The sequence below is a fragment of the Ochrobactrum sp. AP1BH01-1 genome, assembly GCF_018066705.1.
Taxonomy (GTDB): Bacteria; Pseudomonadota; Alphaproteobacteria; order Rhizobiales; family Rhizobiaceae; genus Brucella.
On record NZ_JAGPOU010000005.1, the window covers coordinates 1 to 19,950 of the forward strand.

The following is a 19,950-nucleotide window of genomic DNA, read 5'->3' on the forward strand; positions in this document are numbered from 1 at the left end:
CAAAAATCTCAATCCGCTCACAAAGCCCGCTGCCAATCACCCAACCCGAAGGTCAAATCCCTGTCAGCGCCTCGTCTGCGGTGCCGGGCTTCTAGATCAGTCAAACCAACCTGTCAACCACTTTTTTTGAAGAAAATCACAAACTTACAAGCTGCTCTTTCCTTCCAACATCAACAGGACTTCCGCCCCGCCAACGCCGCCGGTCTAATCAAATCAGACATCGCTGTCCAACCCGTTCAACCAACCCAAGGGACGCATCAGTCTGCCGCTAGCAGCGTCGCCGCCCTCGTTGTGGAGGCGTATATAGGGGCGGCCCCTCCTCCATGTCAACAGCACCAAAGAAGTTTTTTGATGTTTTTTTGACAGCTTTCCACAAGCTGCCGGATTCCCACGTAATCGCCTTATATTATAGAGCGCTCATTGCCCCGGCAGCACTTGGGGAGGGCCTTAAACCGGCCTTATTGCCCGAATAGCTTCCACGCAACTTTTGAAACCGGCAAACAACACGCCTTGCGGGCGATTGTGGAAATCATTGTCCGGCAGGCTTGTCGTTGACTTACGTTTCATCGGCAGGCAAAACTCACATACCCTTTCGGGGCCCATTTGGGAGCCTTCCGACAAGATGGAAGACACCTTTATACCGGATTGGCGGTTTTCCCGCTTTTCCGATAAGCAACTTCAAGCACGTTTTGTGCGGTCAGTTTTATAGAGGACCGGCTATATCAGTATGAAAGAGTTGGGGCCGAACAATCTCGATCCGGGTGACGAGCCCCCGCTGAGCGTAGGCGGACGGCGGCGGCCTCCGGATCGTCGTGAGGTTTCTGCCCGCTGGCTCGCCGGTACTTTTCTGACCGGCGTCACCTCATGCATGCTGATTGGTGTTGCATTGTTCGCCGCCTTGGACGGTCGCGAACAGTTGGCGACCCCGCCTGAAATCCTTGCCCGAAACGACATGCCGGGTGTAGCCGACGACGTCGACGTTACCAAGGGCGGGCGTCTGGTCAGTACCGTTTCCCAGCAAAAACCGCGCGACCGGCGCCGTTTCGATCTTTCCACGATGCAGAAGGTGGGCGAGCGCGAGGTTATCCGGACCAGGCCGTTCGAATTCGTTCGCATGGCCCTTGCCGTCGACCATCCGACCAATCGCAAATATCCGGCCTTCGACGCCTTGACGGTATTCTCTGAAGGCCCTGCGGCACCACAACCGGCCGACGCCGGCCAGATTTACGGCGCCAAGGTCGAAAGCGAAGTCAGCCTGCATGTGGTTGATTTTCCGATGAACAGCACGACCTTCGACGCATCCAGCGACCTTACCGTCGATGAGGTCGAAAAGGTTGTGCGTGATACCGGCGGTCTCCTGACCGACGGCGACGTGCAGGTCGCCTCGCTTCATTATGTCGACCCCGCCCGTTTTGGCGGCTCGGACTCTCCCTTCGCGCTTGGCCCCGCGCTTGGTGTGAAGATTACGCAGGAAAATGTCAGCGTCGCGCAGCGCGGCGATGAAGATACGGTCAGTGAAGGTTTCTCGGAAGAACTGATTCCGTTCCGCCAGACCGCTGAAATTACGCAGGCGCTCGAAGATGCCGGCTACACCGGCGATGATGCCAGCAACATGGCCGATTCGCTTACGAGGCTGATGAATTCGCCGCGGCTCAAGGAAGGCAGCGTTCTGCGGGTGGGTACAGAAACCCGCGATGGCGTGGACCGTATCGTGCGTGCGAGCATCTACAATCGCACGACCCATCTGGTCACGGTCGCCCTCAACGACCGCGGACAGTATATTCCGTCCGACGAACCGGAACAGACCCCGCTCCTGCAGACGGCTTTCGACGGCAATGCCCTTCCAACGGCTATTCGAGGCAATTTGCCGAGTGTCTATGACGGGATCAGCCGTGCCGCGCTCGCCTATGGCATGTCGGAGACGATGCGCGAACAGCTCGTCAAGATGCTGGCAAGCGATGTCGACCTGCAATCGCGTCTGACGCCGAGCGACCAGATCGACGCATTCTTCTCGCTGCCGGACGACCCCGACAAACCGGAAGCCGATTCGCAACTTCTTTATGTTTCGGCTAATTTCGGTGGAACAACCCGGAAATTTTATCGCTATCAGGCTCCGGACGGCAGCGTCGATTACTTCAATGGCGACGGCAAGAGCGCGAAGCAGTTCCTGCTCCGCAATCCGGTTCCCAATGGTGTCTTCCGCTCGCCGTTCGGCATGCGTCGCCATCCGATCCTTGGCTATAGCCGCATGCATACCGGCGTGGACTGGGCCGCACCGCGCGGCACACCGATCATCGCCTCCGGTAATGGTGTGGTGGAAAAGGCAGGCTGGACCAATGGCTATGGTAACCAGACCCTGATTCGTCATGCCAATGGTTATGTAAGCAGCTATAGCCATCAGAACGCCATCGCCCGCGGCGTTACGGCGGGGGCCCGCGTGCGGCAGGGGCAAGTCATCGGCTATGTGGGATCGACAGGTCTTTCGACCGGCCCTCATCTGCACTACGAACTGATTGTGAACGACACCAAGGTCGATCCGCTGCGCATTCGTCTGCCCGACAACAAGGCGCTTTCCGGCAAGGAACTCGAAGCCTTCAAGCAGGAACGCGACCGCATCGATGCGCTTTTGAACAGCGATGACAATGGCACAAAGCTGGCTTCGAACGGATCGACGAAGAGCTGACAAAAAAGGCCGGATGAAGTGCCCGGCCTTTCTGCAGAATTATCGAACCTATTCGGTGAACTCTACCGTGACGCCGGGCTTCACCAGCTTCGCGAGCTCTTCCGCATCCCAATTGGTCAGTCGCACGCAGCCATGGCTTGAGGTCTTGCCGATTCTCGATGGCTCGGGCGTGCCGTGGATGCCGTAGGTCGGCTTGGAAAGCGCGATCCAGACTGTTCCCACCGGCCCGTTCGGCCCAGGCGGAATGGTCAGAATCTTGTCGTTGTTGCCCTGCTTGAAATTGATCTTCGGATTATAAGTGTAATTCGGATTGATCGCGATGCGCTCGACCTGGACGGTGCCGGACGGTGACGGATTGTCCGACGAACCAATGGTCGAGGGATAGGCAACGACAAGTTTGCCGGTCTCATCATAGCCGCGAACCTGCTTGCGTCCTTTGTCGGCAATGATACGGGCCACCTTGGTCCGGACAGGCTTGCCGAGATTGGGAATCTTCACGACCGAGCCGGGCTGGTTGAAGTTCACGCCGGGATTGATCTCTTTCAGATAGGCTTCGTCTATATGAAACTTCTCGCCCAGCATTTCTGTGACCGATGTATAGGCCATCGCCGGAAGCTGCGCCTTGTGGGCGTAATCTTCCGGAATGGAGGCGACGTATTGCCGTCCCACATCCTCATTGGTGATTGTGTATTCGATAAAGGCCGGACCGCCTGTCGCTTCCAGCTCCGCATTGACCGCCGCTTCATCCGTCGGGCTGATCGACTTTCCGGTCAGCTCGCCATAGGCGGCAGCCGCCTTGTCGACATTGCTGCCCGAACGGCCGTCAATGACGCCCGGCGATGCACCGGCGCGGTCGAGGAGTATTTGATAGGCTGCGATCTTCGCCTTTGCGCCCTGCCCCTTCGGCATTTCGATGGCCGGGGCCATGTCGCTTGGATTGGGAACACCTCTTGGCTGTTCATAACCCGGCTGGCCGTAATCCTGCTGGCCGTCATAGCCGGGATTGGCGCTGGCTGAATTGGTATTGTCCGGATACTGATCGCCTGCCGGTGGCAGTTCAGACCGCTGCACCTGCCCATCCCTGTTGCCGCGATATTGCGGCGCTGCGGGAGCATCAGGGTAGTAATTGGGGTCTTCGGGCACATTGCCGAAACCATCATAGGGCGCGCCGCCATCGACCGGACCATCGAGCGTCCAGTTGTCATCCGGCTGCGGCGCCCGGCGAACCCGGCGATCATAGGCGTTCGGGTCATAATTATTGGCATCCTCGACACTGAGGATCCGCCCGCGACGATCCATGGTAATGCGGCGGCCATACTGGTCGATGAACACTCGCACCCGGCGATCATGATAGATTTCCTCACCCGGATCATAAAGCTGCGCAAGCTGTACCGGGCGTCCGGCCACCGTTGCAGAACTGCTTTCGTCGGCCCGGGCAGCACCATTGACGGCGGTTGCCGCCACGGAAGCAAACAAAGCGAAACGAAGCATGCGTGTGTAATGCGCCATGAAGAATGCCCTGGGTGATCGAGAGATCATGGATGCCGCGAATATGGTTAATAACTGATTAGCTGATAAAGCAGATGCCAGATGAACTGGACATGAAAATGGCCAAGCTCGGCGGAAAACCGGAAAACTTGTCAGGGCTTATACGAAAAAGCGCCGCAACCTGTCCGGTTGCGGCGCCCGTGGTTTTCAACTCGTGAACGTTCAGGCGTTCTCGTCTACCTTGCGGCTTTCGTCCTCTTGCGCAGTCCGAATCGGACGGAAGTTGAGCCGGTCCGAACCGGCAGTGATCTTGACGATGGAACCGTCCAGAATGTCGCCCAGGAGAATGCGCTCGGCGAGCGGGTCCTGAACTTCCTTCTGGATGACGCGCTTCAAAGGACGCGCGCCATAGGCCGGGTCGTACCCCCTGTTGGCCAGCCATTCGCGTGCATCCTCTTCCAGCTGCAGCACGATCTTGCGATCGCTCAACAGCGTCTGGAGACGCTGCATCTGGATATCGACAATCGCACCCATGTCTTCACGGCGCAGCCGGTGGAACAGGATGATTTCATCGACACGGTTCAGGAATTCCGGACGGAAGGCAGCCCGCACCACGCCCATCACTTCCTCACGCACCGTTTCGACATCCTCCTTCTCGCCAAGGTTGACGAGATATTCGGCACCGAGGTTCGAGGTCATGATGATGACCGTATTGCGGAAGTCGACCGTGCGTCCCTGCCCGTCAGTCAGGCGACCGTCGTCCAGTACCTGCAACAGCACGTTGAACACATCCGGATGCGCCTTTTCGATCTCGTCGAACAGGATCACCTGATAGGGCCTGCGGCGCACGGCTTCCGTCAGGACGCCGCCTTCCTCATAGCCGACATAGCCGGGAGGCGCACCGATCAGCCGGCTCACGGAATGCTTTTCCATGAACTCCGACATGTCGATACGAACCATGGCCGTGTCGTCCTGGAAGAGAAACGCGGCGAGCGCCTTGGTCAGTTCCGTCTTGCCGACACCTGTAGGGCCGAGGAAAATGAACGAACCGATCGGACGGTTGGGGTCCTGAAGCCCGGCGCGGGCACGGCGAACGGCCTTGGAGATGGCCTGCACCGCTTCGCCCTGGCCGACGACGCGTTTTGCGAGCTCGTCTTCCATGCGCAGCAGCTTCTCACGCTCGCCTTCCAACATCCGGTCGACCGGAATGCCCGTCCAGCGTGAAATGATCTGCGCAACGTGGTCAGGCGTAACGGTTTCCTCAAGCAGAGAGCCCTTGCTTTCCTGACTTTCCGCTTCGACGAGCTGCTTTTCCAGCTGCGGAATCTTGCCATAGGCAAGTTCGCCCGCCTTCTGGAATTCGCCGTTGCGCTGCGCAATGGCAAGAGCGTTGCGCGCTTCTTCAAGCTGGCGCTTGAGATCGGCGGCCAGTCCGAGCTTCTGCTTTTCTGCCTGCCATTTCGCGGTGAGTTCTGCCGATTCTTCTTCCAGATCGGTCAGTTCCTTTTCAAGACGCTGCAAGCGGTCCCTGGAGGCTGCGTCGGTTTCAACCTTCAGCGCTTCGCGCTCGATCTTCAGCTGCATGATGCGGCGGTCGATCTCATCCAGCTCTTCCGGCTTGGAATCGACCTGCATGCGCAGGCGCGATGCCGCCTCATCGACAAGATCGATAGCCTTGTCGGGCAGGAAACGGTCGGTGATATAACGGTTCGAGAGTGTGGCCGCGGCAACCAGAGCCGAATCCGAAACGCGCACCTTATGGTGCTGCTCGTATTTTTCCTTCAGGCCACGCAGGATCGAAATCGTATCCTCGACGGTCGGCTCATCGACGAACACCGGCTGGAAGCGGCGGGCAAGCGCTGCATCCTTTTCCACATATTTGCGGTATTCCTCCAGCGTCGTCGCACCGACACAATGCAGTTCCCCGCGCGCAAGGGCTGGCTTCAACAGGTTCGATGCATCCATCGCGCCATCGGACTTGCCCGCACCGACCAGCGTATGCATTTCATCGATGAACAGGATGATCTGTCCGGCAGCCGTTTGCACCTCCGAAAGCACAGCCTTCAGACGCTCTTCGAACTCCCCGCGATACTTGGCACCGGCAATCAGCGCGCCCATGTCGAGCGCCATCAACTGCTTGTCCTTCAGGGATTCCGGCACGTCGCCATTGACGATGCGCAGCGCCAGACCTTCCGCGATTGCGGTCTTGCCGACGCCCGGCTCACCAATCAGAACCGGATTGTTCTTGGTGCGGCGCGACAGAACCTGGATAGTGCGGCGGATTTCCTCATCGCGGCCGATCACCGGGTCGAGCTTGCCGGAACGCGCATCCTCGGTCAGATCGCGGGCATATTTCTTCAACGCATCATAATTGCTTTCAGCAGACGCCGAATCGGCGGTGCGGCCTTTGCGCATGTCGTTTATGACCTTGTTGAGCGCCGTCGGCGTCACACCGGCAGCGGATAGTATTTCAGACGTCTTTGCGGTTTTTTCCATCGCCAGAGCGGTAAGAAGGCGCTCGACGGTGACGAAACTGTCCCCAGCCTTGCTGGCAAGTTCCTCGGCAAGCGAGAAAACCTTGGCAAGCGGCTGTGAAAGATAAAGCTGGTCGTTGCCGCCCGATACTTTGGGCAGCTTTTCGAGCGCGGCCTGCAATCCGATGCGCACATCAGCAATCCGCCCGCCTGCGCGTTCGATCAGCGACGAGGCAAGCCCCTCATCGTCATCGACGAGGACCTTCAACAGGTGTTCCGGTGTGAACTGCTGATTGCCGGACGACAGCGCAAAAGTCTGAGCAGACTGAATGAAACCGCGGACGCGTTCCGTATATTTTTCGATATTCATGATGTCTCCTTTGCCTTCCGGCCCGTCAAGCGGCACCAGAAGATATATGGTGACGAAGCCCCCACTTTGGGCGAGCTTCCTTCCATGACTGCATATGGGACGATGGCCCAGTTTCGGCAAGGGTTACAGGCACTTGCAAAACCAAATAAAAATGGCGCGGAAACCGCGCCATTTTTTACTCATTTACGAAAAGACAATCAGGCGTCGGAATTTGCGGGTTCCGTTGCCGGCGTCTCGTCACCGCTATCCTTGGCGGCGCGGCGCGGACGGCCCGGACGGCGCGTGGCGCGGCGTGGTGCTGCTGCTTCTTCGGCGGGTGCTACATCGGCAGCAGGAGCGGCCTCGGCGACAACCGGTGCTGCGGGCTCGGCGACGACTTCAACCGGAGCCGGCACCTCTTCAGCCGCTGGCTGAGCCTGCTTTTCCTGCGATTGTTCATCGGAACGTTCGTCGGCGTTGAAGCGCTCACGCTGCGGACGGCGACCACGACCGAGACGGCGGTCGCGATTGTCGCGTTCGCGCGGCTGCTGGCGGCCTTCGCCGGATTTTACCGGTTCGCCGCTTTCTTCACCGTAGACAACCTCGGCTGGCGTGCCTTCGATGACCGGCTGCGGGCCGGAACCATTGACGGGCTGCTGCACGGCGGCAGGCGTGAAAACGGCTTCCTCGTCATCCGCGCCGTCATCGTCGAAGCTTTCTTCGCGCTGGAACGGCACCGGATTCTGCGCCATGGCAGCCATGATGATGCGATTGTAATGTTCAGCGTGCTGAAGATAGTTTTCTGCCATCACGCGATCGCCAGATGCCTGTGCGTCGCGCGCAAGCGCCGAGTATTTTTCTGCAATATGTTGCGCATTGCCGCGGATCTTCACATCCGGGCCATTGCTTTCATAGTTGCGCGACAGAGGATTGGGGCCCTTGCGGTTGTTGTTGTTATTGTTATTCCCCCGTCCGCGCATGCGCCTGTTCTGCTGTGCTGGCCTCATATTCATCTCTTTTCAGATTAAAGGGCGTAGAAACTCCACAGCCAAAAAAGCTGCCGGTTTCGCGCTATCGAGCCATGGAGGAAGTACGCCCTAAAAACTTCCCACAAATCGACTGCTCCTGAGTTTAGGTACACCTTTTGAAGGTCCCCGAAACTCCGCGGTTGCATTAATGCATAACTCTTCCGAAAAGCTTTGCTCTTCGAGAGTATGCTTGAAAGTCGTGTACTTCCGCACAAGCCATCCCCAAAGAACCCTCCAGGGAGCATGACCGAAAATCGTCATGGAGCATTTCCGCTACCGCCCATCAGCGGGCAAAACCATTCTGGCTGTATACGGTGGCCGGAAACTAAACGGCTTCGCCGCAAATTCCAAGTGTTTTTTAGCGGTTCATCGCATCAAAATTGCGTAATCGATCCGTGCGCGAAAAGCATGGCCCTTCTGTGGCCGCCAAGATCACTTGCATGTCCTGCGAGTGAAAAGCCTGCGCTTTCGAACAGCGCTTCAACGTCCTGGAATTGTCCGGCGCCGATCTCTACGGCAACCATTCCATCCTTATATAGGTGATCCGCAGCCTTCTCTGCAAGGGCCCGGTAGAAATTCAACCCGTCGCCCCCGCCGTCAAGTGCCGCAACCGGATCATATTCACGCACCTCGCGCGACAGCCCGGCAATATCGTCATGCGGAATATAGGGCGGATTTGAGACGATAAGATGAAACCGTCCGCTCACATTCTGGAACCAGTCGCTTTTTAGCGCGGCAAAGCGATCGCCGACGCCATTGGCCGCAGCGTTGATTCGCGCCATTGCAAGCGCTCCGTCCGCGACGTCGAGGCCGATGCCGTGGGCGCACTCGAAGCGGTGCAGAAGCGAAATAACGATCGCGCCCGTTCCCGTCCCCATGTCGAGGAGCTCAAGCGCACTCTCCTGCTCGGCCAGCACTTCCAGTGCCGGTATGACCAGCTCCACCAGCGCTTCGGTATCGGGGCGCGGTTCAAGCGTTTCAGCAGAAAGCCGGAAAGGCAGGCCGAAAAACTCGCGCCCGCCCATGATCCGGTGAACCGGCTCTCCCGTTGCGCGGCGATTCAGCGCATTGGAAAGGTTCTCGATTGCTGTCGCATCCACCAACTGTTCGGGCGCCGATATCAGATCGAGCCGTGTCTTGCCCGTCGCCCATTCGACCAGAAGCCGCGCGTCGAGGTCTGGCGTATCCAGCCCCGCCGCACGGAGCCTTGTCCGTGCACCGGCCATCAGGTGGTCGAGGCGCATCTCGCTCACTTTTACTGCCCCAGTTCCGTGAGGAGCGCGGTCTGGTGATCGGAAATCAGCGCGTCGACCAGTTCGTCCAGATCGCCTTCCATGACCCGGTCGAGCTTGTAAAGCGTGAGATTAATGCGGTGATCGGTGACGCGGCCCTGCGGGAAGTTATAGGTACGGATTCGCTCGGAGCGGTCGCCCGAGCCGACCTGGCTGCGCCGCGATTCCGAACGCTCGTTTTCGGCCTTCTGACGCTCCATGTCATAGAGGCGTGCGCGCAGGATTTGCATGGCGCGGGCGCGGTTCTGATGCTGGGACTTTTCGGCCTGAACGACCATGATGCCGGTCGGGATATGCGTAATGCGCACCGCCGAGTCGGTGGTGTTGACGTGCTGACCACCGGCTCCCGAGGCGCGCATCGTATCGATGCGGATGTCCTCATTGCGAATTTCAATGTCGATGTCTTCGGCTTCCGGCAGTACCGCGACGGTCGCGGCGGAGGTATGGATACGCCCACCGGCTTCCGTTTCCGGCACGCGCTGCACGCGGTGCACGCCCGATTCGAACTTGAGCTTGGAAAACACGCCCTTGCCCGACACGGTGGCGATGATTTCCTTGTAGCCTCCGGCATCGCCTTCACTGGCCGAGACAAGCTCCACCCGCCAGCCTTTTTCCGCAGCATAGCGCTCATACATGCGGAAGAGATCGCCGGCAAAGAGCGCGGCTTCAAGACCGCCGGTACCGGCACGGATTTCCAGAATGGCGTTCTTCTCGTCGGCAGCATCTTTCGGCAGGAGCAGGATCTGGACTTCCTGTTCCAGTGTCCCGATGCGCTTTTCGACTTCCGGCAGTTCTTCCAGCGCCAGCGCGCGCATCTCGGCATCCGTGGAAGCGTCGTCACGCATGGCCGCCAGTTCAACCGCTTCCTTGCGGGCACCGGTCAGCTCGCGAATCTTGCCAACCACTTCCTGCAGATCGGAATATTCCGATGCGAGCTTCACATAGGTTTCCGAATCCGGATTGTTGGCCATCTGGCTTTCGATCATTGAGAACCGCTTCAAGAGCTGGTCCATCCGGTCTTGCGGCAATGCGATCATGTTATGTCCTAAAAATTGTCGGCACCGAATGCAGAACGGCCCGCCGCGCAATACCGCGCCGCGACCGTCCGGTCAGATCAATCTGCTTCGCTATAACGGAATATCGTTGTCTTCGGCAAATCTCATCAAAAGTTCGCGCAGCGAATGCGCGCTGTTGGGCTTGTCCAGCTCTTCCGCCAACAAGGCGGTGAGCTTGCCCGCGTCCAGCGCGCCAAGCATGGCCTTGACCGGGCCAATGGCTGCCGCCGACATCGAAATCGACCGGAACCCGATACCGACCAGCGCCATGGCAGGAAGCGGTCTGCTGGCCATTTCCCCGCACAGGGTAAGCGGCTTGCCGTGCCGGTTGCTGGTTTCGACAATGTGACGAAGCGCACGGAGGAATGCGGGCGAAAGCTGGTCAAAGCGCCCCGACATCAACGAGTTGCCACGATCCGTCGCCATCAGAAACTGAAACAGATCGTTCGACCCCACGGAAATGAAATCGACGAGCGACATCAATTCCTCAAGCTGCCACAATAGCGACGGCACCTCGACCATCGCGCCGAGTTTCAGGCACATGGGCAACTGGTGAGCAAAGCGCGACAGATGACGGACTTCCCGATCGATGATCTCACGCGCGGCCTTCACCTCGCTCACTTCCGTGATCATCGGCAGCAGGATTTTCAACTCGCGTCCGCCCGCCGCCTTCAAGAGCGCCCTTATCTGGGTGCGCAGCAGACCCGGACGATCAAGCGTCAGGCGGATGGCGCGCCAGCCGAGCGCCGGATTTTCTTCCTGCACGGTCGAACTGAAATAGGGAAGAACCTTGTCTCCGCCGATATCCAGCGTCCGGAAAGTCACCGGCTTGTCGCCCGCCGCCTCGATGACCGAGCGGTAGAGGCGTTCCTGCTGCTCGGCTCGCGGGAAGGTGGAAGCCACCATGAACTGAAGCTCGGTGCGAAACAGGCCGATGCCCGCCGCACCGGACGCCGACAGCTGGGGCAGATCGACGAGAAGCCCGGCATTCATCAGAAGCGAGATATCGACGCCGTCCTTGGTGACGGATGGCTTGTCCCGCAATTCGCGGTAATGGGCCTGCCGCCGTGCCCGGAAGCGGACCTTTTCCGCATAAGCCGTTTCCAGATCGGCCTGCGGACGCAGATGCATGATGCCTTCATCGCCGTCGACGATGGCCGCATCATTGTTTTCAGCCATGGAGACGATGCCCTTGGCCTGCCCGACGACCGGAATGCCCATGGCGCGGGCGACGATCACGACGTGGCTCGTGGCAGCGCCGTCTTCCAGAACGACACCGCGCAAGCGCTCGCGCGGATAATCCAGAAGTTCGGCAGCCCCCATGGACCGGGCGACGATAATCGCATCCTTGACCAGCGATTCGGCGATGGTCTTGATGTCGCGTCCCATGAGCTGGCGCAGCAGACGGTTCGCGAGATCGTCAAAATCCGAAAGGCGCTCGCGCATATAGGGATCGGTGAGGTGCACCATGCGGGCGCGCGTGTCGCTCTGCACCTTTTCAACGGCCGCTTCGGCGGTCAGTCCATTGTGAATGGCTTCTTCCAGACGCCGCACCCAGCCGCGGTCATGGGCAAACATGCGATAGGCTTCCAGCACTTCGCGGTGCTCGCCTTCCACCGCCACGTCACGGCGCGAAAGCATGTCATCGATGGATATGCGCAAGGACCCAAGCGCTTCATCCAGCCGGTTCAATTCTGCCTGGCTGTCTTCGTTGAAAAGATTGGTTACGACGATGCGCGGCTCATGCAGCACCACATGGCCGAGCCCGATGCCGTCATTGAAAGCCTGACCCGTCACGCTCATCGGACGACCGAGATCAAGCTCTATGCCGGGGCGCGCCAGACGCAGACCGTCGCCGGTCGCGATGATTTCGGCAAGGACCATGGCGGTGGTTTCAAGTGCTTCGACCTCGTCTTCCCGATAAGCCCGCTTGGTCTTGTTCTGGACGACAAGAACGCCCAAAGTGCGGCCAGCGCGAAGGACAGGAACGCCAAGGAAGGAATTATAAGCCTCCTCACCCGTTTCCGGCAGATAGGCGAAGGCCGGATGGCTTTGGGCGTCGGTCAGGTTGAGCGGACGGGCGCTTGCAGCAATCGTGCCGACCAGACCCTGGCCGAGACGAAGCTGGGCGAGGTGAACAGCTTGAGGATTAAGACCTTCCGTCGCGTAGAGTTCGAGAACGCCGTCGGCCCGCAGCACATAGAAGGAGCAGACTTCCGCGACCATATTCTGCGCGATCTCGCGGACGATCCGGTCGAGGCGCGCCTGCGGTTCCAGCGGCTCTGCCATCAATTCGCGCAGCCGCTTGAGCAGTACACGGGGACCGGTTGTCAGCTCACGCATGATCGTCGGGGGCTCCTTTCAGGTTGCTGGCATGCATTCGCCAGCCGATTCCCAATACCCGCCCGCGATGCGTTACGCCAATCCCTTTGTGAGCATTTTTGACACCCGCGTCCAGAACAAATAGTCGCGCCTCGCAAAATGTTGCAATGCCGCGCACCCTTTCGGCTACGCGGCAAAGCTCCAAAGCGGATGCTAATTCTGTTGATTATTTGTCGAGCCCGTAGACCGCATGCAGCGTGCGCACGGCCAGCTCCGCATAAGGGCCATCGATCAGGATCGAAATCTTGATTTCGGACGTCGTGATGGCGCGGATATTGATGCCCTTTTCGGCCAGCGCCTTGAAGGCGGTTGCGGCGACGCCCGCATGGCTGCGCATGCCGATGCCGATGACGGAAATCTTGGCAAGGCCGGTTTCCGACTGGATATTGTCAAAGCCGATCTCGCCCTTGACCTTGTCAAGCACCTTCAGCGCCTTGTCGATGTCGCCGGTCGGAATGGTGAAGGTCATGTCCGTCTTGGAGCCGTCTTCCGACACATTCTGCACGATCATGTCGACATTGATGTGCTCTTCAGCGAGCGGTCCGAAAATTGCCGCCGAAACGCCCGGCCGGTCGGCCACGCGCCGCAGCGAAATCTGAGCTTCATCCTTCGCAAAGGCGATACCTGTGACGACCTGCTGTTCCACGATTTCATCCTCGTCGCAAATAAGGGTTCCGGGCGGGTTGATCGGATCACCCATGCCCGGCGCATCTGGGTCCGTAAAGCTCGAGCGCACGAAAGTGCGCACCTTGTGCACCATGGCGAGTTCGACCGAGCGCACCTGCAGAACCTTGGCGCCCAGCGATGCCATTTCCAACATTTCCTCGAAGGAAATCTTCGAGAGGCGCTTTGCCTTCGGCTCCAGGCGCGGGTCGGTCGTGTAGACGCCATCCACATCCGTATAAATATCGCAGCGATCGGCCTTCACGCCAGCCGCAATGGCGACCGCGGACGTATCCGAACCGCCGCGTCCAAGCGTTGCAACGCGATTGTCGGGGCCCAGCCCCTGGAAACCCGCGACAACTGCAACCTGCCCCATTTCCATGCGGCGGATGATTTCCGAACCGTCGATTTCCTGGATACGGGCCGCGCCATGGGCGTTGTCGGTCTTGATCGGAATCTGCCAGCCCTGCCACGAACGCGCGTCGACGCCAATGGACTGGAGCGCAATCGCCAGAAGACCGCTCGTCACCTGCTCGCCGGAAGCGACGATGGTGTCGTATTCGCGCGCATCATAAAAGGGAGAGCTTGCGCCGCAGACTTTCGGCATGTTCTGCACCCAGCCGACCAGCTCATTGGTCTTGCCGGACATGGCCGAGACGACGACGGCAACCTGATTGCCCGCCTCGACCTCGCGTTTGACGTGGCGCGCCACATTATAGATGCGTTCCAGATCGGCCACCGAAGTGCCGCCGAATTTCATCACGATGCGCGCCATTTAAGGATACGTCCCGCTGTTTAGAAAAATTACACTCTCACCTGCCCAAACCTCATATTGTTGCGACAGGCAAACCCGGGGTCACATAGCTAATATGTCACGCTTCCGCAAGGCCGCGATTCGCATCGGGCCTCCTGAGAGCAAATTTGATTTGTTCCTTGACTTTGGAGTACTACCTTGAGAGCAGAACTGCACGCTTCCGCCGCTGGAGAATGGAAATGACCGAAACCGCCCGCACCACCATCGACGCTTCGGAAATCGAGCATTTTTCACGTATTGCAGCGGAATGGTGGAACCCGCAGGGCAAGTTCCGTCCTCTGCACAAGTTCAATCCGACGCGGCTTGCCTATATCAAGGAAAAGATCTGCGCCAAGTTCAACCGCGATCCCAATGCGCCGCGCCCCTTTGAAGGCCTGCGCCTGCTCGATATCGGCTGCGGCGGCGGGCTCCTATGCGAACCGATGGCGCGCCTCGGCGCGACCGTCATCGGAGCGGATGCCTCCACGACGAACATCGAGGTGGCGAAAATCCACGCAGCGCAAAGCGGCCTCGACATCGATTATCGCGCCACGACCGCAGAAGCGCTGGCCGAAGCCGGTGAAAAATTCGATGTCGTGCTCAACATGGAAGTGGTCGAGCACGTCTCCGATGTCGACCTGTTCATGTCGGCAACGAGCGAAATGGTGAAGCCCGGCGGACTGATGTTCGTCGCCACCATCAACCGTACGCTGAAGGCTTACGGCCTCGCCATCATCGGCGCGGAATATGTCCTGCGCTGGCTGCCACGCGGCACGCATCAATACGAAAAACTGGTGCGCCCGGAAGAACTGGAATCGGCTCTTTCCAAGGCGGGTCTACGCCTCATCGACAAGCTTGGCGTGACCTATAATCCGCTGGCCGACAGCTGGAACCGCTCCCGCGATACCGATGTGAACTATATGGTGCTTGCCGAACGGCCCGCCTGATCAGAGCACATCCTGAAAGTGTGAAACGGTTAGCCTCTCTGCGCGCGCGTTGTCATGGCGACGCCTGCGCAAATGACCAGCGCCCCGATCCATGTCAGCGGCGGATAGTGTTCGCCCAGGAACAGAGTTCCGGAAATAAGCCCCAGGGCTGCCGCGACATAGCCGATCTGGCTGAGATAAACCGGCCCGCCAACCGCCTGGAGCCGAAAGAAAAGCGCGAACATGCCCGCCGATGCAATAGACTGGACAAGGGCAGCCCATGGCGCAACCGACAGGGTTTCAATCGGAAACTGGCCGGTGAACAGGAATATTCCGGCACAGAGCATCAGCGCTGACGCCAGATGGCTTCCGGCAGCAAGCTCGGTCGGATCGGAATTCTTTGGCCAGTCGAGCGTGCGGTAGACATTACCGATGGCCAGAAACACCGGAATGAGCAATGCCGCGGCGATCCACAACGGATCGGCAGGCTTACCCACCTCGCCGCGCGTCAGCGCCACCATCACCGCGCCGATAAAGCCCATGGCTATACCGCCAATCCCGAGCGCATTGGGACGCCGCAGCCCGAATCCCATCGACAGGACGAGCGTGATCACTGGCGAGAGCGTGTACATGATGCCGGTAAAACCCGCGCCAAGGCGCGGAATGGCGGAAAGGATGAGGAGATTAGGTACTGCATAGGAGACGAAGGCGGTACAGATATAATAACGCAGCCGCCCGCCTGAAAAGCCGATCTTCTTTCCCTGCAAAAGAAGAACGGCGAACAGGATGATCCCCGCACTTGCCGAAAACAGAAATGTCCAGATGGCGGGCGGAATGCCCGCTTGCGCGGCAATCTTGCCAAGCGGCAGGATGAGCCCCAGCAAAGTGCCGGTTGCAACCAGCAGAAAAGGCGCAGAATCCATCAGTTTCATGCGCCCATCTCCTGTACGGCAATCAGTTCTTGTCTTCCGGGAATACCGGCAACGGCAGAACGTCGACGCCGTCTTCAAGCAGCGAATGCACATCCTCGCGCGACGCTTCGCCGTAGATACCACGTGTTTCGGTCTCGCCGAAATGGATCTTCCGGGCTTCCTCGGCGAACCTGTCACCGACATAATCCGCGTTCTCGCGAACCTTGCGGCTCAACTCCCGCATTTCATCCAGTATCTGTTTCTGCGTGTCGCCCAGCGCCATGGCAATCTTCTCCTTGCCACGGCTTGTCGAAACAGCCGGCGCCATCAGCGATTTCTGGACAGCTTGCGAATTGCACATCGGGCACGCGACGAGCTTCTTTTCCGACTGACGGTCGAAATCGGCATTGTCGCGAAACCAGCCCTCGAATTCATGGCCCTGATCGCAATGAAGCGAAAAGCGGATCATGGACTTATGCATCCTCATTCTGTTTGGCGGTCACCGTCTTCACGGCGAACTCGCGAGCATTCTTCAAATTCGGCACCTTGCCGCGCGCTGCAGCACTTTCGGCAACATCGATATCGGCAACGATCACAGCCGGTTCGTCATGGTCGGCTTCCGCCAACACCTTGCCCCATGGCGAAACGATGATCGAATGACCATAGGTTTCGCGCCCGTCCTCATGCAGTCCCCCTTGAGCGGCAGAGATAAGAAATGCGCCATTTTCGATAGCCCGCGCACGCTGCAAGATATGCCAGTGCGCCTCTCCGGTCTGTTTCGTGAAGGCAGCCGGACCGGTAATCACATTGGCGCCGGCAAGCGCCTGCGCGCGGAACAATTGCGGGAAGCGGATATCGTAGCAGATCGCCATGCCAAGGTTTGCGAAAGGCAATTGGGCAACAACTGTTTCCCTGCCCGGCTCGTAGGTTGCTGATTCGCGCCAGCTCTCACCATTGTCCAGATCGACGTCGAACATATGGATCTTGTCATAAGTGACGAGCTTCTCGCCTGAAGGGGCGAAAATGCCGGCGCGATTGGCGATCTTGCCATCACCGGCATCGATGGCGGTTGAACCGATATGCAGGAAGATGCCGTGCTTCGCCGCCAATGCCGAAGCAGCCTTGAAAACGAGATCGTTGGCTTCGTCACGCAGGCTAGCCTTGAAGGCGACCCGATCGCGCATCAAGGCGCCCGTCATCTCCGGCGATTGCACATAGACCGCGCCCTTCGCTGCCGCCTCGACGACCAATTTTTCCAAGTTCTCGACGTTGCGCACAACATCGGTACCCGAACGCATCTGTATTGCGGCAGCGCGGAACGTGCTCATCGGTGTCTCCCAATAACCTCAGTTCAATTGACCAGTCTCGAGCAGGCCGTCGAGTTTTCCCTGATCTTCCAGCGCATGAAGATCGTCGCAACCGCCAACGTGAACCGAACCGATGAAAATCTGGGGGAAGGTATTGCGGCCTGAACGCGCCTGCATTTCGGCGCGCAATTCCGGTGTTGCTCCGGCATTGATTTCATTGAATTCCACGCCCTTGCGGGTCAGCAGTTCCTTTGCCTTGGTGCAGTAAGGGCAACCGGGGCGCGTGTAGATGGTAACGTCAACCATGAAAAACTCCATTCTTTGCCCACTATATAAGCGGCAAAGGCGCTGTCTGGAAGCCCCGAAGCTTTTCACGAGCCTGTGTAGGTGTTGAGCCTTAATCCGGCAGAACGCGGCTGAACGTCAGAACGTCAACGCTTCTTGCACCGCCGCGCAGCAGAGCCCGCGTCACGGCCTTGACCGTTGCTCCGGTCGTATAGACATCATCGATCAGCAGGACCCGACGCCCGCGAACGTGAATCTCGTGTTCCTGCGGCACGCGAAACGCGCCGTCCACATTGCGCTTCCGTTCTTTGATACCAAGGCCGATCTGCTGTTCGGTGCGGCGTACGCGCTTCACGCCTTGCGGCGCAAAGGGTTTCGATTCCAGTTTCGCCAAGGCGCGGGCAAGCTCCGCCGACTGGTTGAAGCGGCGCTGCCAGAACCGCCAGCGATGCAGGGGCACCGGCAATATCACATCGCATTCGTCCAGCAATTCGCGCCCGGCCCGCTGCATCCAGCGCGCCATCCATGGAGCCAGATCGGTCCGGTCATGAAACTTGAGCGAGACCGCCATGCGTTGCGCTGCCCCCCGATGCAAAACCGCCGAGCGGAGCCGACGGAAAGGCGGGGGATCGGCAATCGCCTCCGCACTCATGAAATTCTCCCCGAAATCATGGCTGAAAGGTATGCCAAGCACGGGGCAAAAGGGCCTTTCGATAAACCGCAATTCCGGCCAGCATTTCGGGCACAGCGTCCCCGGTTCGGATACATGCATCCGGCAGCCGATACAGGTCGGCGGAAACAATGTGTCCGCCGTTGACCGGATCGCCTTCCCGACAAGTCGGCGAAGCCCTTTGCCCGCGCCGCGCAAAAAGGTTTGATGCGTTCTGTCGTCATCCGCCATTGCATTCGCCCCCGTTCGAATGCATCTATCCCGCAACGATTGTACTGAACCCTGCTCGAAAGAGAAGACCGATTCCATGCCTGCGCCGACCGATGAAAGCGCGATCTTTGATCGCGATCTCCTGCTCTCGTTTCGCCGCCGCGCCTTTGCGCGCAGAGAACCTGGCGCAGATTTCCTGTTGCAGCGCATTGCAGACGATCTTGGCGACCGCCTCGACGCCGTGGAGCGGCGTTTTCCCGTAGCCATCGATCTCGCTGGCCATACCGGCGCGGCAGCGACAGCCATAGCGCAGTCCGGCAAGGCAGACCTGATTGTCCGCGTCGAACGCGACAAAGATTTTTTGCAAGGTCCATTCCCGGCAATCGTCGGCGATGAGGAAATACTGCCCCTGAAAACCGGCACCGCCGATCTTATCGTGTCGCTGATGGCGCTGCACGCGACCAACGATACGCCGGGCACGCTGGTGCAGATCGCCCGCGCCCTCAAACCCGACGGCCTGTTTCTGGCCGCCTTGAGCGGCAGCGGGACACTGGGTGAATTGCGCGAGAGCTTGCTTCAAGCCGAAATCGAACTGACTGGCGGCGCCTCGCCGCGCATTTTCCCGTTTCCCGACGTGCGCGATGTGGGCGGCCTTCTTCAACGCGCAGGCTTTGCGCTGCCTGTAACGGATGTCGACAACATCACGGTGCGTTACGATTCGCTGTTCAACCTGATGGCCGATCTCCGCGCCATGGGCATGCAGAACATCCTGCGCGACCGTTCCAGAAAGCCGGTTTCCAAACGGCTTTTCCTGCGTGCGGCCGAAATCTACGCCGAAAGGTTCTCCGACCCGGACGGCCGCATCCGCGCGACGTTCTCCATCATCTGGCTGTCCGGCTGGGCACCGCATGAATCGCAACAAAAACCGCTGAAGCCCGGCTCGGCAAAAGCATCGCTGGCGGAAGCGCTTAAAAAGGCGGAAGAGAAATAAAGCATGTCTCCCAAAAGTGGAAACCAGTATGGGAATAAAGACATGCAAAAGAAAGTTAGCAATCGCCGCGGTGGCTGCCGTTCGCCTCGATAATGCAGACGGAATTGGGGCTTGGCTGCAGCACGCTCTTGCGCACCGTATAGGTCTGGCCTGCCGCATGAGGCTGGCCACCGTTATCGCGCTTGATCGAACCCGTCATGGTACGGTCGATCCCGTCTGGAAGCACCGACTGGGCTGCGATCTTGTTGGCCTGATCGTTGAGAACCGGCACAATGATAAGGGCGAGAGCGACAACCGCAGAGCCGAACAACAGCACAACGCGCAGGATTCCACGACCAGCCTTGGTGAGTGGCTTGGCCGTATATTCGTTGTGATCAGCGCTAAAATAATTGTTGTCGAAACTCATGCTTCAGGACTCCGGGGCAACTCGTAAACGAGAATGC

16 protein-coding genes are annotated in these 19,950 nt (G+C 59.0%); 3 read left to right on the plus strand and 13 right to left on the minus strand.

From position 1 onward, the window contains the following. The first annotated feature begins 727 nt into the window (after nucleotides 1-727). A complete protein-coding gene (locus J9800_RS17850) occupies nucleotides 728-2,683 on the plus strand; it encodes a M23 family metallopeptidase (RefSeq protein ID WP_114217303.1) in 1,956 nt (651 codons plus the stop codon). Between the two features lie 48 nt (nucleotides 2,684-2,731). Here the strand turns inward: J9800_RS17850 and J9800_RS17855 are convergent, their stop codons facing one another. From J9800_RS17855 to J9800_RS17885, 7 genes are all read right to left on the minus strand, one after another. Continuing rightward, the gene (locus tag J9800_RS17855; RefSeq protein ID WP_114217304.1) at nucleotides 2,732-4,192 is read right to left on the minus strand and encodes a L,D-transpeptidase; all 1,461 of its coding nucleotides are present in this window, start codon (nucleotides 4,190-4,192) and stop codon (nucleotides 2,732-2,734) included. A gap of 201 nt (nucleotides 4,193-4,393) precedes the next feature. Beyond that, the gene (gene clpB / locus J9800_RS17860; RefSeq protein ID WP_114217305.1) at nucleotides 4,394-7,015 is read right to left on the minus strand and encodes an ATP-dependent chaperone ClpB; all 2,622 of its coding nucleotides are present in this window, start codon (nucleotides 7,013-7,015) and stop codon (nucleotides 4,394-4,396) included. A 197-nt stretch (nucleotides 7,016-7,212) separates the two neighbouring features. Next, on the minus strand, nucleotides 7,213-8,001 hold the full coding sequence (locus J9800_RS17865) for a DUF4167 domain-containing protein (protein WP_114217306.1): 789 nt from the start codon (nucleotides 7,999-8,001) through the stop codon (nucleotides 7,213-7,215). Nucleotides 8,002-8,396: 395 nt separating this feature from the next. Next, nucleotides 8,397-9,266, minus strand: coding sequence for a peptide chain release factor N(5)-glutamine methyltransferase (gene prmC / locus J9800_RS17870; RefSeq protein ID WP_286167676.1), 870 nt, complete (start codon nucleotides 9,264-9,266; stop codon nucleotides 8,397-8,399). An 11-nt stretch (nucleotides 9,267-9,277) separates the two neighbouring features. Further along, nucleotides 9,278-10,351, minus strand: a complete 1,074-nt coding sequence (gene prfA / locus J9800_RS17875) for a peptide chain release factor 1 (RefSeq protein ID WP_112592312.1) — start codon at nucleotides 10,349-10,351, stop codon at nucleotides 9,278-9,280. 90 nt (nucleotides 10,352-10,441) lie between these two features. Then, nucleotides 10,442-12,712, minus strand: a complete 2,271-nt coding sequence (ptsP, locus tag J9800_RS17880) for a phosphoenolpyruvate--protein phosphotransferase (protein ID WP_112592314.1) — start codon at nucleotides 12,710-12,712, stop codon at nucleotides 10,442-10,444. A 205-nt stretch (nucleotides 12,713-12,917) separates the two neighbouring features. After that, nucleotides 12,918-14,189, minus strand: coding sequence for an aspartate kinase (locus J9800_RS17885; protein ID WP_006467884.1), 1,272 nt, complete (start codon nucleotides 14,187-14,189; stop codon nucleotides 12,918-12,920). A gap of 218 nt (nucleotides 14,190-14,407) precedes the next feature. Here J9800_RS17885 and ubiG point away from each other — a divergent pair, with 218 nt between their 5' ends. After that, nucleotides 14,408-15,154 carry a bifunctional 2-polyprenyl-6-hydroxyphenol methylase/3-demethylubiquinol 3-O-methyltransferase UbiG gene (gene ubiG / locus J9800_RS17890; protein ID WP_114217307.1) on the plus strand — a complete coding sequence of 249 codons (747 nt, stop codon included), beginning with the start codon at nucleotides 14,408-14,410 and terminating at the stop codon, nucleotides 15,152-15,154. 29 nt (nucleotides 15,155-15,183) lie between these two features. On the opposite strand, the gene J9800_RS17895 is transcribed toward ubiG, so the two are convergent. The 5 genes from J9800_RS17895 to J9800_RS17915 all read right to left on the minus strand — a co-directional run bounded on the left by J9800_RS17895 (nucleotide 15,184) and on the right by J9800_RS17915 (nucleotide 18,537). Next, on the minus strand, nucleotides 15,184-16,065 hold the full coding sequence (locus J9800_RS17895) for a DMT family transporter (RefSeq protein WP_114217308.1): 882 nt from the start codon (nucleotides 16,063-16,065) through the stop codon (nucleotides 15,184-15,186). A gap of 22 nt (nucleotides 16,066-16,087) precedes the next feature. Then, complete coding sequence (locus tag J9800_RS17900) at nucleotides 16,088-16,513, minus strand: DUF1178 family protein (protein ID WP_112592344.1); 426 nt, start codon at nucleotides 16,511-16,513, stop codon at nucleotides 16,088-16,090. Between the two features lie 4 nt (nucleotides 16,514-16,517). Beyond that, nucleotides 16,518-17,372 (minus strand): carbon-nitrogen hydrolase family protein, encoded by an 855-nt coding sequence (locus J9800_RS17905; protein WP_114217309.1) that lies wholly within the window; start codon nucleotides 17,370-17,372, stop codon nucleotides 16,518-16,520. 18 nt (nucleotides 17,373-17,390) lie between these two features. After that, nucleotides 17,391-17,657 carry a glutaredoxin 3 gene (grxC, locus tag J9800_RS17910; protein ID WP_114217327.1) on the minus strand — a complete coding sequence of 89 codons (267 nt, stop codon included), beginning with the start codon at nucleotides 17,655-17,657 and terminating at the stop codon, nucleotides 17,391-17,393. A gap of 91 nt (nucleotides 17,658-17,748) precedes the next feature. After that, nucleotides 17,749-18,537, minus strand: a complete 789-nt coding sequence (locus tag J9800_RS17915; protein ID WP_114217310.1) for a ComF family protein — start codon at nucleotides 18,535-18,537, stop codon at nucleotides 17,749-17,751. A 76-nt stretch (nucleotides 18,538-18,613) separates the two neighbouring features. Between J9800_RS17915 and J9800_RS17920 the strand changes: the two genes are divergently transcribed. Next, nucleotides 18,614-19,507 (plus strand): methyltransferase domain-containing protein, encoded by an 894-nt coding sequence (locus tag J9800_RS17920; protein WP_114217311.1) that lies wholly within the window; start codon nucleotides 18,614-18,616, stop codon nucleotides 19,505-19,507. A 55-nt stretch (nucleotides 19,508-19,562) separates the two neighbouring features. On the opposite strand, the gene J9800_RS17925 is transcribed toward J9800_RS17920, so the two are convergent. Then, nucleotides 19,563-19,913 carry a hypothetical protein gene (locus tag J9800_RS17925; RefSeq protein WP_114217312.1) on the minus strand — a complete coding sequence of 117 codons (351 nt, stop codon included), beginning with the start codon at nucleotides 19,911-19,913 and terminating at the stop codon, nucleotides 19,563-19,565. Nucleotides 19,914-19,950 lie beyond the last annotated feature (37 nt).

Bases quoted from the DNA above. Each gene is read 5' to 3' on its own strand.
- J9800_RS17925 (WP_114217312.1), bottom strand. From the start codon at position 19,913: ATGAGTTTCGACAACAATTATTTTAGCGCTGATCACAACGAATATACG.
- prfA (WP_112592312.1), bottom strand. From the start codon at position 10,351: ATGATCGCATTGCCGCAAGACCGGATGGACCAGCTCTTGAAGCGGTTC.
- J9800_RS17900 (WP_112592344.1), bottom strand. From the start codon at position 16,513: ATGATCCGCTTTTCGCTTCATTGCGATCAGGGCCATGAATTCGAGGGC.
- ubiG (WP_114217307.1), top strand. From the start codon at position 14,408: ATGACCGAAACCGCCCGCACCACCATCGACGCTTCGGAAATCGAGCAT.
- J9800_RS17855 (WP_114217304.1), bottom strand. From the start codon at position 4,192: ATGGCGCATTACACACGCATGCTTCGTTTCGCTTTGTTTGCTTCCGTG.
- J9800_RS17850 (WP_114217303.1), top strand. From the start codon at position 728: ATGAAAGAGTTGGGGCCGAACAATCTCGATCCGGGTGACGAGCCCCCG.
- J9800_RS17905 (WP_114217309.1), bottom strand. From the start codon at position 17,372: ATGAGCACGTTCCGCGCTGCCGCAATACAGATGCGTTCGGGTACCGAT.
- J9800_RS17865 (WP_114217306.1), bottom strand. From the start codon at position 8,001: ATGAGGCCAGCACAGCAGAACAGGCGCATGCGCGGACGGGGGAATAAC.
- J9800_RS17885 (WP_006467884.1), bottom strand. From the start codon at position 14,189: ATGGCGCGCATCGTGATGAAATTCGGCGGCACTTCGGTGGCCGATCTG.
- J9800_RS17895 (WP_114217308.1), bottom strand. From the start codon at position 16,065: ATGAAACTGATGGATTCTGCGCCTTTTCTGCTGGTTGCAACCGGCACT.
- clpB (WP_114217305.1), bottom strand. From the start codon at position 7,015: ATGAATATCGAAAAATATACGGAACGCGTCCGCGGTTTCATTCAGTCT.
- J9800_RS17915 (WP_114217310.1), bottom strand. From the start codon at position 18,537: ATGGCGGATGACGACAGAACGCATCAAACCTTTTTGCGCGGCGCGGGC.
- prmC (WP_286167676.1), bottom strand. From the start codon at position 9,266: ATGCGCCTCGACCACCTGATGGCCGGTGCACGGACAAGGCTCCGTGCG.
- grxC (WP_114217327.1), bottom strand. From the start codon at position 17,657: ATGGTTGACGTTACCATCTACACGCGCCCCGGTTGCCCTTACTGCACC.
- ptsP (WP_112592314.1), bottom strand. From the start codon at position 12,712: ATGCGTGAGCTGACAACCGGTCCCCGTGTACTGCTCAAGCGGCTGCGC.
- J9800_RS17920 (WP_114217311.1), top strand. From the start codon at position 18,614: ATGCCTGCGCCGACCGATGAAAGCGCGATCTTTGATCGCGATCTCCTG.